Genomic DNA, 14,616 nt, shown 5'->3' on the forward strand with positions numbered 1-14,616 from the left:
GCGCGGTCATCCCCGGCATCCGGGCTGGTGCCCGTTGTCCGGATCGTGCTCCCCTCCCGCGTGGCAGCACAGCCGATCGATGTCGGTCCACTCGAACGAGTGAAGCTCTGCGGTCTGTGGACCCGGTGGTTCCTCGGTCGCGCGCACGTCTGAACGCGAAGGCACCCCCGAGCAGGGAACCACCGCCCCGCCAGGCCACTTCGACCGGGGTGGGCCCCACCGGGCAGCGCTCATTGCCAGCGGGCGACTTCCGGGCGGATGACCAGGCGCACCCGGGTCGCCACATCCGGGGGGAGGGTGCCGTGGAGTTCGCGGCCGTAGCGGGTGGCCAGGCGCCGGAAGAACACCCCGTCGGGGTCGGGCACGATCCGGTGCACCCGGCCCCGCACCTCCAGGAAGCGGTAGGGCTGTTCGGGATCGTTGAGCGAGACCGAGACCCGGTTGTCGCGCTGGAGGTTGTGGTACTTCACCCGGGTGGTCGACGTGGTGAAGGACAGGTCGCCGTCCTCCCACAGCACCCACATGGGGTTGACCTGGGGAGCGCCGTCGTGGCGCACGGTGCCGAGGTGGCAGAACAGCGGTCGGGTCAGCAGGTCCTCGTGGCTGTCGGGCACCACCGGGCGCGTCATCAGGCACCACTGCCGACGAGGGCGGCCACGCGGTCCACGTCCTGCGCCGCGCGCAGGGCGAACGCCCGCACCCCCGGGCGGGCGCGCTCGACCAGCTTGGTCAAGGGTCCCGCGGGGGCCAGTTCGATGTGCGGTGCGTGCTCGGCGGCGTGCTCGGCGATCGAGGCCGAGCACAGGTCCCACCGCACCGGCGCGGTGAGCTGCGCCACCAGGCGCGCTCGGAGGTCGGCCGGGCCCGCCACCAGTGCGCCGTCGCCGTTGCCCAGCATCGCCGAGTCCGGCTCCCGGAACGGGACCTCGGTCACGGCTCGGGCGAACCGCTCCTGCGCCGAGGCCATCGCCCCGGTGTGGAACGCACCCGCCACCTCCAGCCTGAGCACCCGGGTGCCCCGGGGCGGGTTCGCGGTGAAGACCTCCAGTGCCGCCAGCGGGCCCGCCGCCACGAACTGGTGGCTGCCGTTGCGGTTGGCCACGGACAGGCCCGCCGCGAGCACCTCGGTGACGATCACCTCGTCCGACGCGCCGTCCCGCTTGGTGGGCACGACCGCAGCCATCCCAGTCGGGGCCGCGTGGCAGGCCGCCGACATGGCCTGGCCGCGGGCCCGGGCCAGGGCGATCGCGGCCTCGGGGGTCAGGCAGCCCGCCCCCGCGGCCGCGGCCAGTTCGCCGACCGAGTGCCCGGCGAAGAGCACCCGGCCGGGGTCGAGGTCGAGCCGGTCGCGCAGGCGCGCCAGCGACAGCAGCGCCGCGGCGGTGATCAGGGGCTGCGCGACGGCGGTGTCGGCCATCGCGGCGGCGTCGCGGCCCGCCGCGAGCAGGTCGAGCCCGGCGATCTCCGACCACTCGGCGAGCCGGTCGTGCGCCCCCGGGGCCCCGTCCAGCCAGGAGTCGAGCATGCCGGGCCGGTGCGAACCCTGGCCGGGCACCGTGATCACGTGGTCGTACACGGTCTTCTCGCTTTCATCGGTCCAGGGCCCCGGCGGGCCGGAGCAGGGTGATCGCGCGCTCCACGGCGAGCACGGCACGGCCGTCGCCGGTGCGGGAGGCGCCGGAGAACACCGCGGTGTCCTCGTCCGCGTCGACCAGTTCCACCGAGTGGACCAGGAGTTCGCCCGCCCCCACCGCGCCGTCGAAGCGCACGTTGCGCGCGGACCCGAACACGAGCAGCCTGCCCCGCGCGCCGTCCCCGGCGTCGAGCACCACCAGCAGCCCGCACGCCTGGAGGAAGGACTCCAGCACCAGGGTCGAGGGCAGGTGGGCGGGGCGCGCCGAACCGAGGTGGCCGCCCAGTTCGTGCTGGGACACGGCTTTCACCGCGGTCAGCGCGCCGGGGCGGTGGTCGGTGATCCGGTCGACCTGCAACGCCGGGTGCCCGTACGGCAGCAGGTCGGCCGGGTCCGGGTACCCGGTCATCCCGCGCACCGCCAGGTCGCGGTGATCCGGGCACACGTCGCGCCATCGACGGTGCAGGTGGTCGAGGTGGACAGCAGCGGGCGCTCGCCGGTGACCCGGGTGGCGAGCAGCACCTCGTCCCCGGCCAACACCGGCCTGCTGAACCGGGCCGACTCGACCGAGGCCAGCTCGACCCCGCCGGGCACTCCGTCCAGGTGCAGCTCCAGTGCCTGCTGCACCCCCTCGATCAGGAACACCCCCGGGTAGACCGCCAGCGAGGGGAAGTGACCCGCCAGGCAGGGTTCCCCGGCGCGCACGTGCTTGCGCCCGACGAACCCGCCCTCGGCCGGGTCGACCGCGTCCACCGCGATCAGCGGCAGCCGCCGGGACGCGGTCACCGCTTGCTCCCCTGCTTGCCGAGCAGCACCAGCACCGCCACCACGGACACCGCGGCCACCACCACGGAAATCCACATCACCTGGTGGAAAGCCGAGGCGTGCGCCTCCTCGAGTGAGGGGACCAGGTTCGGGAACCGGGAGAAGAGCTGCTCCACGTCACCGGCGGCCAGCTTGTCCGCGGCCTCGGTGGCGGACAGGTCCGCGGGCAGGGCCGCCTCGGTGAGCCGGGTGTGGACGAACGAGGCGACCAGTGCGACCACGACCACCGAGGCGAGGGACTCCGCGGCGAGCCGGATGGTGTTGAACATGCCCGCGGCCATGCCCGCGGAGGTGTTCGGCACGGAGGAGACTGCGGCGCCGTCCATCACGCCGTTGAGCACACCGACCCCGGCACCGGTCACGACCAGCGGGATGGCCAGCACCCACAGCGCGCTGTCCGCGACGACGAAGGTGAGGCCGAACGCGCCGACGCCGATCAGCGCCAGCCCGCCCGCCAGGATCACCCGCAGCGGGACGCCCGCGGCGCTGAGCCTGCCGGACACCATGGGCACCAGGAAGATCGGCACGGTCAGCAGCAGTATCCGCAGGCCGGTGGGCCCGTCCCCGAGGCCGCCGACGCTGCCGAGGAAGGCGGGCAGCAACAGCAGCAGGCCGATGAAGCCGAACGCGAACTCGATGTTGACCAGGTTCACCGTCAGGAACTGGCGGTCGGCGAACAGCCCCAGGTCGAACATCGGGTTGGCGGTGCGCCGCTCGTGCAGCACGAACAGCGCGAAGGCCAGCACCGCGCCCGCGAACAGGGCGATCGTGCGAGGGCTCCCCCACCCCGACTGCGGGCCCTCGATCGTGCCGACGGTCAGCAGCACCAGCGCCGCGGTGAACAGCCCGGCGCCGAGGAAGTCGAACCGGCTGCCGCCCCGGTTCCGGGATTCGCTCAGCACCAGGGAACCCAGCAGGCCCAGCGCCACGATCACGGCGTGCAGGGTGAACACCGCCCGCCAGCCCCAGACCTGCGCGACCGCGCCGCCGATGCTCGGCCCGAGCGCGAGCCCGGCGCCGATCACCACGCCGACCAGGCCGAACGCCTTGGCGCGGGCCGGGCCCGCGAACTCGTTGGCCACGATGGCGGTCATCGAGGTCACGATCGCCCCGGCGCCGACCCCGGCCGCGCCCCTGGCGATGTCGATCACCAGTGTGTCCTGGGCGAGGACGGTGACCACCAGCGAGGCGAGGTACAGCCCGGCGCCGAGCCGGAACGCCCGGCGCCTGCCGTACCGGTCGGCGAGCACACCGGTGGCGAGCATGGTGGCTGCCGCGGCCACGTTGTAGGCGTTGACCACCCACTGGAGCTGGGCGAGGCCGCCGCCCAGCTCGGACCCGATGCCGGGTAGCAGGATCGGCGTGCCGCTGACGCCGAGCGGGACGATCACGACGGCCACCGCGGCGACCGCGAGCACCAGCCAGGGTGGTGTGCGGTGCGCGCGGGCCGCGTCGCCCGCGCCCGGGCGCGGGACGGACTCCGTGCTGCTCACTGTTGGCTCCTGTCTTCGGGGTTCTCGGACTATCGGTCGAGCGAGCCCGCGAAGGCCGCGACGGCGTGCACGAGCGAGTTGGCGGGCAGGTCGGCGAACAGGGCGTCGTGGTGGCTCAGCGCCTTGTCCTCCACGAGGTCCAGCCGGGTGATGGCCGAGGAGTCGGCGAGCTGCTTCGCGGCCTGCAGCGCGGAGCCGTTGGTGAAGGCGGAAGCGTAGGCCAGCACCGGCACGCCGATCTCCCCGGCGTGGACGGCACGCAGGTCGAGCAGTTCGGTGATTTCGTTCTGCTCCAACGAGTCCGCCGCGATGAGGTCCAGCAGCAGGCGGTTCATCGTGTACCACTGGAAGGCGCCGGCGCCGAGCGAGTGGGCGTGCGCGACGACACCGAGGCGGGTCGGGCCGGTCTGCACCCACGCGCCGTCCTCGAAGTGGCCTGCGGTGACACCGTGGCCGGGCTTGGCGTTGGCCATGCACGTCAGCGCGGCGAAGACCTCGTGGTTGGTGGCCGCGTCCGGCACCGGGTAGCGCGCGGGCAGCCGGGCGGCCAGCGGCGAGACCTCGGTGGGTCGCTCCAGCACCGCGCGGGCGGCCAGCTTGCAGAACAGGGCGGTGGACTCCGGCGGCCCGTCGAAGCCGAGGGTGGCGGAGGTCGAGGTGTCGGTCTCGAACACCCCGCCCGCCCGGATGCCGCCCAGCCAGCCGGTGGCGGTGGCGAGGTCGATGCCGAACTCCATGCCCGCGCCGCGGAAGGCGTTGCGCACCCCGCCGTCCACGAGGACCAGCCCGTCGATGCTCCGGTGGCCGCCGACGCCGTCGAAGTCCCAGGCCGCGTAGTGCACGGCTTCGGCCGCGCCCACCGAGTGCCCGCCGAGCAGGACCCTGCGCCCGCCCTCGGCGGCCGCCTCGACCGCCACCCGGACGTCCTCCAGCAGGCTCCGCAGGCCCCACTCCGCGTACTCGCCGAAGTGGGCCTGGTCGGGCTGCCGGTAGTGGCCGCCGAGGTAGTAGTCGAGGGCCTCGTCCAGGGGCGCGTCCGCCTTGCTGGTGTCGGTGAGGAACACCTCGCGCCGGTCCAGGGCCCAGAACTGCACGCCGGGCGTGACCGCCGCGATGCTGCGGCCCAGCGCGGTGAAGCCCGCTGCCGCGCCCTCCTTGCCGCCGAGGAACAGCACCACGGTCGAGGCGTTGGGGTCACCCACCTTCAGCAGGCCGATCGAGGCTGCCACACCGGTGCGGGTCTGCACCGGGAGCGTCGCGTACTCCTCGCGCCACGGGTAGAACGGGTTCACCTGAACGGCACCCATCACTGCACTTCCTCTCACTGGGATCGAATTTTCCTTGCCCGCCCGGGCGCCTGGACCGCTCACAGGCCCATCCCGACGCCGCCGCTGATGGGCACCGAGGCACCGGTGATGAACCCGGCCTCCTCCGAGACCAGGAAGCCGACCAGCGCGGCCACCTCCTCGGGGGTGCCGGTGCGGCGCAGCGGGGTCTGGGCGATGACCTGCTCGCGCCTGCGGTCGGCCAGCCCGGCGATCATGTCGGTCTCGATGAGGCCGGGCAGGACCACGTTGGCGGTCACGCGCTTGCGGCCGAGCTCCCAGGCCAGGGAGCGGGCCAGGCCGACCAGGCCGCTCTTGGACGCGGAGTAGGTGCTCTGTCCCGGCGAGCCCCACAGGCCCATGACCGAGGAGACGAACACGATCCGGCCCCACTTGTTGGTGACCATGTCGGACACGGCCTCGCGCACCACGTTGAAGGCGCCCGCCAGGTTGGTGTCCAGCACCCCGGAGACCTCGTCCGGGGTCTGCGCCATCAGCAGCCCGTCCCGGGTGACGCCCGCGCTGCTGACGACGATGTCGATCTCCCCGACGACCTCGCGGGCCTCGCGCACCGCCGCGGCCACCGACTCCGGGTCGCGGACGTCGCAGCGCACGAACGAGACGCCGTCCACCTCGGGCCCGGTGCCGCGGTGGGTGCCGACCACGCGGTGGCCGCGCTCGACCAGGTCCCTGGCGATCGCCGCGCCGATCCCGCGGTTGGCCCCGGTCACAAATGCCGATCGCGAACTCATCGCGACACTCCTTCGCTGATCGCCGCTTCGCCGCTGACCATGCGGTCCACGAGCGCTATCGCGGCTCGGGTCGATTCGCCGCCGGACACCACGCCGAGCCAGCCCGCCCGCCGGGCGCCCGCCACGTTCTCGACCAGGTCGTCGACGAGCACGGTGGACCGGGGGTCGAGGCCGGAGCGGGCGGCGGCGAGGCGGAACATCTCGGCGTCGGGCTTGCGGGTGCCGACGTCGCAGGAGAGCAGCACGGCGTCGAAGGTGTCCGCGACACCGGGGAAGGTGGCCAGGTACCCCTTCCACTCCACCGGCAGGTTGGACAGCAGGCCGACGAACACCCCGGCCCCCCGCCAGCGGCGCAGGGCGGCCACCCAGGCCCGGTCCACCCGCTGGTCGCTCCACCAGCGGGCGGCGAAGCCGGACAGGTCGGCGGTGACGTCGAACCGCTCCACCAGCTCGCGCTCGATCTCCCGGGTCCAGCTCCGCTCGTCCAGGACACCGGAGTCGAGCACCGCCATCCCGTCCGGGCAGCCGTGGCGGGCGGCGATCGCGCGCAGGCACTCGACGACCTGCGCGGGGGTGTGGGCGGTGCCCGCGCAGAATCGCCGCACGCCCTCGGCCAGCGGCGGGGTGTACACACCCCGGAAGTCGCTCCAGACCGCGAGGCGCCTCATCGCCTGCTCGCCATCGGGGTCAGCTCGAACCGCATGTCGGTGACCACCAGGCCGTCCTGGCGGCAGCGGACCTCGACCTGGTCGCCGTCGCGGCGGGCGACCAGCACCGTCTGCGTGTCGAGTTCGGCGAACTGCGGGAACTCGGCGTGGCAGCCGGTGATCACCCAGTCCACCGCGCGGCCGGTGCTCGCCAGGGCGAGCTGCCTGCCCGCCTCGATGAGCACCATCGCCGGGTAGTGGTCGTAGTCGTGGTCGAACAGGCTGGCGTTGCCCAGGTCGGCGTCGAGGATCGCGGTGGCGCCGCTGTCGGTGTGCCGCAGCCCGGCCAGCACGACGTTGGCCGTCTGGGTGCGGCCGACCCGATCGGGCTCGGTCAGGTCGTCGTGGCGCCGGGCGGTGGCGCGCAGGTCCGCCGTGGACGGTGCCGCGGAGCCGTTGCGCTGGTAGGCCCGCAGGTCCTCGTAGCGTCCCTTGGTCACGCCCTGCACCGCCATCCGGGCGCGCAGCACGGTGGTGTCCGAACCCGCGACCGCGGCCTCCTGGGAGTAGACGATCTGCTTCGGCGAACCGTCGCCGCGCAGCTTCATCTCCTGCACGGTCGTGGTGATCAGCAGTTCGCTGGCCGAGTTCACCAGCTCGTCGACGTTGCTCAGCCGGACGTCGATGAAGTTGAAGAAGGCGGCCACCCCGAGTGGCAGCCCCTCGAACAGGTGGGCCGCGCTCAGTGCCGCCTGGCGGCACGCCTCGGTCATCAGCAGCAGGTCCAGCCGGTGCCGGGCCGGGTGGTCCAGGTAGTACGGGCTGATGTCGGTGGTGACCGTGGTGCTGTGGTAGCGGCGCCCGGCGCCCCGGCTCGGCGGGGAGACCAGGATCTCCCTCGGGTTCGCCCGGTGCACCAGGTCCTGCGAGGTGCGGATGGTGGACGTGGTCATCGGAGGACCTCCCCCTCGGTTTCGAGAGCGGTGTGCGACGCGACCGCGGCCACGATGCCGTCCGGGCGCACGAGGCAGGCGACGCGCCTGCTGATGCCCAGCGCGGACCGCAGCGCCGGTCCGGTCAGGGACACCACGTCGAACCCCGTCTCCGGGTCGGTCGAGCGCCGCACCTCCGTGCGCCGACCCGGTGTGCCCACCGGGTCGAAGCGCAGGGAGACCGGCCCGGCCATCGACAGGAAGTCGTGCAGGTGTGCGGTGCCGGTGGCGGTCGTCGGGATCGCCACGTTGGGCAGCCGGGCATGGCTGCGGAGCACCCCCGCCGACACCGGCCTGGCCCGGCCGGGCGCCGTCCGGTACCGCTGGTCGATCTGGGTCTGCCGGGGGGTGACCACCCGGTCGAGCAGCGTCGTGCGCTCGGCCCCGGAGAGCACCAGGTCCCGCAGGCGGCGGCGCAGGCCGCGCACCCCCCACAGGCGGGTCTGCAGGTCGGTGTCGCGCAGCACGTTCCGCACCACCTGGTGGCGTTCGGCCGCCCACTCGGCGAAGACCCGACCGCTGTCCGCGGCGGACGACGAGCCCAGGCAGACCCCGGCCAGGCGCCACGCCAGGCTGGTCGCGTCCTCCACACCGGTGTTGATGCCCTGCGCGCCCGCCGGGCTGTGCGCGTGCGCGGCGTCCCCGACGAGGAACACCCGCCCCCGCCACACCTGCTCCGCCGCCCTGCGGTGGATCCGGAACCGCCCGGCGGTGTGGCCGTCGAGGAAGCGCACCGGGACCGGGGAGCGCGCGGCCGTCACGCGCTCCACCGTCGCCGCGAGCGCCTCGCCCTCGGGGATCTCCCGGGGCGCGCTGATGAAGGCGCGCCACTGCCCGCCCGGCAGCGGCACCACCACCAGCACGCCGGTGTCGGTCATGAAGTAGTGCGCCGCGTCGGTGGCCAGGTCCGTCTCGCACGGGCCGTCGGACAGCAGGAAGGTCTGCTCGTAGGTCTGGCCGGTGAACTCGACGCCGATGGCGGTGCGGACGGCGCTGCGCACCCCGTCCGCGCCGATCACCCAGTCGTGGACCTCCTCGGTGTGCTCGCCGGTGCTCAGGTCGGTCAGCGTCGCGGTCACCGCGGTCGCGTCCTGCCGCAGCGCGGTCAACTCGGTGTTGGCGCGGATGGTGCCGCCGAGTCCGGTCAGGCGCTCCCGCAGCACGCGCTCGGTCACGTGCTGCGGGATGGCCAGCGCGTACCGGTACTTGGTGTGCCGGAGCATCCGGAAGGTCAGGCTGGCCACGCGGGTGCCGTTGGAGTGGTAGTGCTGGCTGGTGAGCGGGTGCCCGCCCGCCACCAGCGCCTCCGCGACGCCGAGGCGCTCGAAGACCTCCAGCGCGCGCGGCCAGAGCACCACGGCCTTCGGGTGCGTGTGCGGCGCGGCGGCCTTGTCCACCACCGTGACCGGCACCCCCCGCAGCAGCAACGAGATCGCCGCGGACAGACCGGCGGGCCCCGCCCCGACGACCAGGACCCGGGCGCTCACGACGCCGCCCCGATCCGCAGCACCGCCGCGCCGACCGCACCGGAGACGTCGAGCCCGGTGATCAGCGCCGTGGAACCGGGCTCGCCCAGGGCCAGCGCGGCGGCGACCTGCAGGGCACCGGTCGCGCTGCCGCACTCCCCGAGTGCCCCGCGCACGTCCACCCTGCGGGCGGACAGGTCGGTGAGCGCCGCGTGCTCGGCCTCGCCCAGCACGGTGCCCTCGGCGCCGGGCAGGACCAGGTCGACGGCACCCGCCCCGGACTGCCGGAGCACCCCGGCGACCACCCGGCGCAGTGCCTCGGTGAACCCGGCCCCGGTGCGGTCGGGGGCGAAGCCCACCGCGCAGGCCGGGACCGTGGCCAGCGCGGGCGCGTCGCTCAGACCCCCGGGTTCGAGCGCGAACACCGCCGCGGCCTCGCCGACGACCACGGTGTCGTGCACGACCTTCTTCGAGCGGATGCCCCACGCCGTGTGCGAGGACAGCTCCTCCACCCCGCCCACCAACATCCGCTGCCCGTGGCCGCGGCGGATCAGCCGGGCCGCGTACTGCAGTGCCGAGACGGCGCTGAGGCTGCCGTTGGCCAGGGTCGAGTTCGGACCGCGGAAGGTGTGCCAGATGGCGATCTGGCTGGCGCAGCAGTTCATCGTGGTGTTGGGGAACTGGGCCGGGTTGACCAGGTCGATGCCCGCCCCCTCGATCACCCGGGAGTCCAGCTCGATACTGCTGCGGACGCTGCCGGACATGCTGCCCATCGCGACCCCGGTGCTCCGCCAGGACTCCTCGGTGATGTGCGCCCTGCGCGACAGCGCCTGCTTGAGCCGCGAGGCCGCCGCGAGGCCGAGCGCGGTGGTGCGGTCGATGTTCTTCGTCCCCTTCTTGGGCACGAAGTCGGTGATGTCGAACGACGGCACGGCCGAGACCCGCCCGGGGATGCCCGCGTAGTCCCCGGCGTCACCGGGCGGCGGCGGGTTGTCCGGCAGTTCGTCCGCTGCGGGCGCGGCCAGCCGTTCCCGCAGCACCTCCATGCCCTCACCCGCCACGGACAGCACGGAGATGCCGGTGATCCGCAGTTCGTCGATCGCGCTCATCGCGCCCCCTCCCCCACAGCGGCGGCCCCGGTGCGGTCGCGGACCGCCCCGAAGATCGTGATGGCGTTGTTCCCACCGAAGGCGAACCCGTGGTTCTGGGCGACCTCCACGGTCGCGCTCCGGGATCGCCCCGCCACGAAGTCGATGTCCGGGCCGAGCGCCGGGTCGACCTCGTCGAGGTTGATCGTCGGCGGCAGGAACGACTCCTCGATCGCCTTGCAGCAGGCGATCGCGCCGAACCCGCTGGCCGCCCCCATCGTGTGCCCCAGCATCGACTTGATGGAGCTCATCGGCGGGTGCGCGGCACCGAAGACGCTGCGGGTGGCGGTGACCTCGGTGATGTCGTTGGTCGGCGTGCCCGTGCCGTGCGCGGAGATGTAGTCGACGCTGCTCGCGTCGATCCCGGAGTGGGCGTGGGCCCGCCGGATGCAGTCGGCGATGCTGTCCGCGTCCGGGTGCACGATGTGGTGGGCGTCGCAGGAGAGGCCGTAGCCGAGCAGTTCGGCGTAGATGCGCGCACCACGGCGCCGGGCGTGGCCCAGTTCCTCGAGCATGAGCACCGCGCCGCCCTCCGCCGTGACGATGCCCGTGCGGTTGCGGTCGAACGGCCTGCCCACGCCGTCGGCGATGGCGCCGAGGCTCAGGAAGCCCGCGTGCGTGAACCGGTTCACGCTGTCGGCACCGCCGGCGAACATGATGTCCGCCTCCCTCGAGGCGATCTTGTCGTTGGCGCTGCCGATGGCGTAGTTGGCCGCCGAGCACGCCGTGGGGATGGTCAGCGTCTCGCCGTGGAGGCCGAGTTCAGCCGAGACCGCGGCCGCGATGTTGCCCGCGGGCAGCAGGCTGACCAGGTCCGCGTCCATCAGCCCCGGGCCCCGTTCCAGCCACTGGCGGGTCAGCGTGTCGACCGTGGGGGCCTCGCCGTTGGTCGTGCCGATGATCGCCCCGGCGGTCAGCCGGAGCTCGTCGGTCAGCTCGATGCCCGCGTCCTGCGCGGCCAGCCGGGCGGCCGCGGCCGCGAATTGCGCGGTCCGCCCCCAGTCGGCCGGGTCGATCGTGCGCACGATCGCCTCGGGCGCGAAGTCGTGGACCTCACCGCCCAGGTGGGCGCTGAAGTCGCCGCTGTCGAACGCGCGGAGCTCGGAGACCCCGCTGCGGCCGAGCTTGATGCTCTCGGTGAAGCTGTCCACCCCGGTGCCGATGCTGCTGACGCAGCCGATGCCGGTGACGACCACCCGGCGGGGCTCAACCGGCATTGACGGCCCCCTCGCCGTCCCGGATCTGGATGATCCGGCGGACCAGCGCGTCCACGGTGCGCAGGTCGACCGCCTCCTCGCGGGGCAGGCGGATCGCCAGTTCCTTGTTCACCCGCGCGAGGACCTGGATCAGGCCGAGCGAATCGGCCTCGTACTCGTCGACCAGGTCCGCGGTCAGGTTGACTTCGTCGGCCTCGACGTCGAGTTCCAACTCGTCGACGACGATGTCCAGGGTGACCCGCTTGACCATTTCGTCACTGATTTTGCTTTCCATTGCTTTCCCCCAAAGAAAGCCCTTTTGGGCAGCGTCCAGCGCCGCTCGAGAGGGCGGTTTTTTACTGTGTCACAGTTCCAGGACGGTCTTCACCCAACCGCCTGAACGAGATTTCAATGTTGCCGACGACGCGAAGGAGGAGAACCCCCGCACGACGGTGTCCGGAATGAGGACGTCCCCGTCGTTGACCAGCCGAGCCAGCCACTCGATGTCGTCGACCAACGTGCGCCGCAGGTCATCCTGCAGCAGGTGCATGGTCTCGATGACCCGACCATGCCTTCCGGAACCCCCTTCCAAGTCCCCTACTTGGAACGTTTCCTGTTCACGCGCGGTATGACCCACTGCGATCAACCGGCCGTGCGCCCTCAGTTGCCGGAATGCGTGAACAAGAACGCTGCCTCCGACTGTATCGACTACCGCACCGAGGGGTTCACCATTTTCTTCAGGCGTGACGAGCGTCTCTGCCGCGCCGAGTTCACGGTGCCGCGAGTGCCGTTCGACTTTGGGATCGACCGCGACAACGCACGCTCCCGCCTTGGCCAGCAGTTGAATGGTGAAAAAGCCGACGGCGGAAGCCGCGCCGGTGACCATGACCCGCACGCCCAGCGTCGACCCCAGTCGGCGGATCGCCCGGATCGCGGTGCCACCCGCGACCCCGACGACCGCCATCGCGGCGGGCGAACTGTCCGACGGCAGGCGGAAGGCGAGCTCCTCGTCCACCACCCGGTACTCGGCCCAGCCACCCGCGAACCCGAGCGTGGCGACCAGGTCGCCGGGCCGCAGCCGCGTGGTGCCGCACCCGGTTTCCAGCACCGTCCCGACAGCTTCCCAGCCGGGCACGAACCCGTGCGGTGCCGTGGGCACGACGTCCATGATCTCGCCGAAGTTCGCCGAGGAGGCCCGTACGGCGACGAGCACCTGGTTCGCCCCCACCACGGGGCGTTCGACCTCGGCGGGCACGAGCTCCCCCGCACCGTCCGCCGTCAACGCCCGCATGCGGTCGCCGCACATGATTCGAACTCCCCCGCTCCGTACAGCCGGACCCTAACCTGGTGGCAACAACTACCACAAGGGTTCAGCAACCAACTGATGGTTGGTCCCTTTTGGGAGTCACTACCACTTGGGTCATGCTACGATCTCTCCCATGGCTGGCGCAACTCCCGCGGAACCACAGGCGGAAACGCTTCGTGACATCAAGAAAGCCGAGGTCAAGCAGCAGCTGGTGCGCTCGGCGCGCGAGCTGGCCTCGGTCGCGGGCTACGACGCCACGACCGTCGCCCAGATCTGCAGGCACGCCCGCGTGGGCACCAGCACGTTCTTCCGGTACTTCCCGGAAAAGCAGTCGGTGTTCCTCGCCCCCGAGGTCGAGTTGTGGGACCGCTACCTGGCGGAGCTGCCCGCCGACGCCTCGTCCATGGCAGACCTCAACGACCCGCTGGACCACGTGCTGCGCACCGCGGGTGAGCAGTGGGCCGAAGACTTCGCCGCCTCCCTGGACCTCGCGGCGGGCAGCATGGCGCTGGCCAAGCACAGCTTCGACCACTGCGTCGAGATGGAGACCACGATCCTGGGCCGGGTCGTCGCCAACGGCACACCGGACAGCCTGGTCACCCACATGCGGGTCGGCGTCTTCCTCGCCTCCTGGCGCATCGCGCAGAGTCGGTGGCGCGTGGCGGACGACCGCACCATCAGCTCACTGGTCGCCACCCGGTGCGAGGCGTTCGAACTCGTCCAGGACCTCGGCGTCGTGGACCCACGAGAGGTCTGACCGGGCAACAGGTCCGCCGCGACCGCGGCTGTGACCCAGGCAGGTTTTTCGGCGTCGACCCCACGGGCTCACCGACACGACGACTCCGCCTCGCCCACGAGTTCCGAGTAGACCGTGGGCGAGGCCTGCCGGGGTCCACGACCATGGCAATGCCGCTCGGCGTGGAGGTGGGAGTCGGGAGTGTCGCGGTGCGCGCCTGGCAGGCGGCGGTGTCGCTGAACGGGCAGCCGGGGGCACCACAAAAAAGGTGCTGCTCCCCGGTCGAAGCGACCGGGGAGCAGCACCTCGGGTGCGGACTCGGGTTCAGCTCAGAGCGAGAGGACCCACAGGTCCCACTCGGTGTGCCCCTGGTCCCAGGTGCAGTACGCGGCGAGGTCGGCCCCGCTGCGGATCTCGTCCGCGGCGCGCTCGCAGTCGGCCTGCCGCTGGTAGCTGCGGATGTACTCCGGGTTCCCCGCGGAAGCGGTGCCCGCCGCGAACCCGAGGAGTGAACCGGCGATGACGGTGATGGCGCCCAGACGCCCCAGTGCCTTCTTCATGCCGTGAGCTTTTCACAGCACCGGGGCGCCGTGGGCAAGAACCCGGCAACTCCCCGCAGGAGGAGCCTCCATACCTGGCCGAGCGCCGGACTTGCGTCGCCCCGGTGCGCCTGCCCGCCAGCGGGCGAGCAGTTCGACCGTCTCTTCGACACACCGACGGCGGGGCCTGCTCGTGTCGCGGCGACCTCGCCTGTCACGGTTGTTCGCACATCGCGAGATGCGAGATTTGTCCACCCCGCCACGACAACGTAACCTAACAGTCGTTAGGGTCAGCAGCCGGGGTCCGGATCGTCCACCCTGGCCTACATGAATCGGATTCCGGTCGCGATGAGGGCGAAAAACGGTCGCCACAGCACCACCGACACAGACCGAGCGGGAGGTGGCGAGCCCCTCGGGGTGGAGCCGTTGCGGTCGAGCCGCGCCTCCTCGCCTTCGAGGTCGTTCCGCCATCCGGATGAGGCGGCGGTCCTCGGACTCCGGCACGGGGTTGCCCCGATCGGGTCTTCACCGTGTGACCCACGTCAAAACGCCGTAATC

At 72.3% G+C, this 14,616-nt stretch carries 16 protein-coding genes; 1 reads left to right on the forward strand and 15 read right to left on the reverse strand.

What is annotated here, in order from left to right:
* Nucleotides 1–230 precede the first annotated feature (230 nt).
* From L6E12_RS15475 to L6E12_RS15540, 14 genes are all read right to left on the reverse strand, one after another.
* Nucleotides 231–629: a PPOX class F420-dependent oxidoreductase gene (locus L6E12_RS15475; protein ID WP_236228610.1), complete on the reverse strand. Its 399-nt coding sequence runs from the start codon at nt 627–629 to the stop codon at nt 231–233.
* Entirely contained in the window at nt 629–1,576 is a 948-nt protein-coding gene (locus L6E12_RS15480) for an ACP S-malonyltransferase (RefSeq protein ID WP_236228611.1), read from the reverse strand. The genes L6E12_RS15475 and L6E12_RS15480 overlap by 1 nt, the downstream gene beginning before the upstream one ends.
* A gap of 13 nt (nt 1,577–1,589) precedes the next feature.
* Complete coding sequence (locus L6E12_RS15485; RefSeq protein ID WP_236228612.1) at nt 1,590–2,042, reverse strand: 3-hydroxyacyl-ACP dehydratase FabZ family protein; 453 nt, start codon at nt 2,040–2,042, stop codon at nt 1,590–1,592.
* Nucleotides 2,039–2,419, reverse strand: coding sequence for a 3-hydroxyacyl-ACP dehydratase FabZ family protein (locus L6E12_RS15490; protein ID WP_236228613.1), 381 nt, complete (start codon nt 2,417–2,419; stop codon nt 2,039–2,041). Before L6E12_RS15490 ends, L6E12_RS15485 begins: the two co-directional genes overlap by 4 nt.
* On the reverse strand, nt 2,416–3,951 hold the full coding sequence (locus L6E12_RS15495; protein WP_236228614.1) for an MFS transporter: 1,536 nt from the start codon (nt 3,949–3,951) through the stop codon (nt 2,416–2,418). Before L6E12_RS15495 ends, L6E12_RS15490 begins: the two co-directional genes overlap by 4 nt.
* 29 nt (nt 3,952–3,980) lie before the next feature.
* Nucleotides 3,981–5,258: a hypothetical protein gene (locus tag L6E12_RS15500; protein ID WP_236228615.1), complete on the reverse strand. Its 1,278-nt coding sequence runs from the start codon at nt 5,256–5,258 to the stop codon at nt 3,981–3,983.
* Between the two features lie 59 nt (nt 5,259–5,317).
* Entirely contained in the window at nt 5,318–6,028 is a 711-nt protein-coding gene (locus L6E12_RS15505) for an SDR family oxidoreductase (RefSeq protein WP_236228616.1), read from the reverse strand.
* On the reverse strand, nt 6,025–6,696 hold the full coding sequence (locus L6E12_RS15510) for an HAD family hydrolase (protein WP_236228617.1): 672 nt from the start codon (nt 6,694–6,696) through the stop codon (nt 6,025–6,027). The genes L6E12_RS15505 and L6E12_RS15510 overlap by 4 nt, the downstream gene beginning before the upstream one ends.
* A complete protein-coding gene (locus L6E12_RS15515; RefSeq protein ID WP_236228618.1) occupies nt 6,693–7,628 on the reverse strand; it encodes an AfsA-related hotdog domain-containing protein in 936 nt (311 codons plus the stop codon). Before L6E12_RS15515 ends, L6E12_RS15510 begins: the two co-directional genes overlap by 4 nt.
* Complete coding sequence (locus L6E12_RS15520) at nt 7,625–9,154, reverse strand: FAD-dependent monooxygenase (RefSeq protein WP_236228619.1); 1,530 nt, start codon at nt 9,152–9,154, stop codon at nt 7,625–7,627. The genes L6E12_RS15515 and L6E12_RS15520 overlap by 4 nt, the downstream gene beginning before the upstream one ends.
* Complete coding sequence (locus L6E12_RS15525; protein WP_236228620.1) at nt 9,151–10,242, reverse strand: beta-ketoacyl synthase N-terminal-like domain-containing protein; 1,092 nt, start codon at nt 10,240–10,242, stop codon at nt 9,151–9,153. The genes L6E12_RS15520 and L6E12_RS15525 overlap by 4 nt, the downstream gene beginning before the upstream one ends.
* The gene (locus tag L6E12_RS15530) at nt 10,239–11,498 is read right to left on the reverse strand and encodes a beta-ketoacyl synthase (RefSeq protein WP_236228621.1); all 1,260 of its coding nucleotides are present in this window, start codon (nt 11,496–11,498) and stop codon (nt 10,239–10,241) included. The genes L6E12_RS15525 and L6E12_RS15530 overlap by 4 nt, the downstream gene beginning before the upstream one ends.
* Nucleotides 11,488–11,772, reverse strand: a complete 285-nt coding sequence (locus tag L6E12_RS15535) for an acyl carrier protein (protein ID WP_236228622.1) — start codon at nt 11,770–11,772, stop codon at nt 11,488–11,490. The genes L6E12_RS15530 and L6E12_RS15535 overlap by 11 nt, the downstream gene beginning before the upstream one ends.
* 69 nt (nt 11,773–11,841) lie before the next feature.
* Nucleotides 11,842–12,783, reverse strand: coding sequence for an alcohol dehydrogenase catalytic domain-containing protein (locus L6E12_RS15540; protein ID WP_236228623.1), 942 nt, complete (start codon nt 12,781–12,783; stop codon nt 11,842–11,844).
* 133 nt (nt 12,784–12,916) lie between these two features.
* Here L6E12_RS15540 and L6E12_RS15545 point away from each other — a divergent pair, with 133 nt between their 5' ends.
* The gene (locus L6E12_RS15545) at nt 12,917–13,540 is read left to right on the forward strand and encodes a TetR/AcrR family transcriptional regulator (protein WP_236228624.1); all 624 of its coding nucleotides are present in this window, start codon (nt 12,917–12,919) and stop codon (nt 13,538–13,540) included.
* Between the two features lie 308 nt (nt 13,541–13,848).
* Here the strand turns inward: L6E12_RS15545 and L6E12_RS15550 are convergent, their stop codons facing one another.
* Nucleotides 13,849–14,079 carry a hypothetical protein gene (locus L6E12_RS15550; RefSeq protein ID WP_236228625.1) on the reverse strand — a complete coding sequence of 77 codons (231 nt, stop codon included), beginning with the start codon at nt 14,077–14,079 and terminating at the stop codon, nt 13,849–13,851.
* Nucleotides 14,080–14,616: the final 537 nt, after the last annotated feature.

Origin of the sequence: Actinokineospora sp. PR83, from assembly GCF_021056305.1 — a bacterium.
GTDB lineage: Bacteria > Actinomycetota > Actinomycetes > Mycobacteriales > Pseudonocardiaceae > Actinokineospora > Actinokineospora spheciospongiae.

What these genes read in the sequence shown, in the direction of transcription:
- L6E12_RS15535 (WP_236228622.1), bottom strand. Translation starts at nt 11,772, where the DNA reads ATGGAAAGCAAAATCAGTGACGAAATGGTCAAGCGGGTCACCCTGGAC.
- L6E12_RS15500 (WP_236228615.1), bottom strand. Translation starts at nt 5,258, where the DNA reads ATGGGTGCCGTTCAGGTGAACCCGTTCTACCCGTGGCGCGAGGAGTAC.
- L6E12_RS15525 (WP_236228620.1), bottom strand. Translation starts at nt 10,242, where the DNA reads ATGAGCGCGATCGACGAACTGCGGATCACCGGCATCTCCGTGCTGTCC.
- L6E12_RS15485 (WP_236228612.1), bottom strand. Translation starts at nt 2,042, where the DNA reads ATGACCGGGTACCCGGACCCGGCCGACCTGCTGCCGTACGGGCACCCG.
- L6E12_RS15505 (WP_236228616.1), bottom strand. Translation starts at nt 6,028, where the DNA reads ATGAGTTCGCGATCGGCATTTGTGACCGGGGCCAACCGCGGGATCGGC.
- L6E12_RS15515 (WP_236228618.1), bottom strand. Translation starts at nt 7,628, where the DNA reads ATGACCACGTCCACCATCCGCACCTCGCAGGACCTGGTGCACCGGGCG.
- L6E12_RS15540 (WP_236228623.1), bottom strand. Translation starts at nt 12,783, where the DNA reads ATGTGCGGCGACCGCATGCGGGCGTTGACGGCGGACGGTGCGGGGGAG.
- L6E12_RS15510 (WP_236228617.1), bottom strand. Translation starts at nt 6,696, where the DNA reads ATGAGGCGCCTCGCGGTCTGGAGCGACTTCCGGGGTGTGTACACCCCG.
- L6E12_RS15475 (WP_236228610.1), bottom strand. Translation starts at nt 629, where the DNA reads ATGACGCGCCCGGTGGTGCCCGACAGCCACGAGGACCTGCTGACCCGA.
- L6E12_RS15550 (WP_236228625.1), bottom strand. Translation starts at nt 14,079, where the DNA reads ATGAAGAAGGCACTGGGGCGTCTGGGCGCCATCACCGTCATCGCCGGT.
- L6E12_RS15545 (WP_236228624.1), top strand. Translation starts at nt 12,917, where the DNA reads ATGGCTGGCGCAACTCCCGCGGAACCACAGGCGGAAACGCTTCGTGAC.
- L6E12_RS15530 (WP_236228621.1), bottom strand. Translation starts at nt 11,498, where the DNA reads ATGCCGGTTGAGCCCCGCCGGGTGGTCGTCACCGGCATCGGCTGCGTC.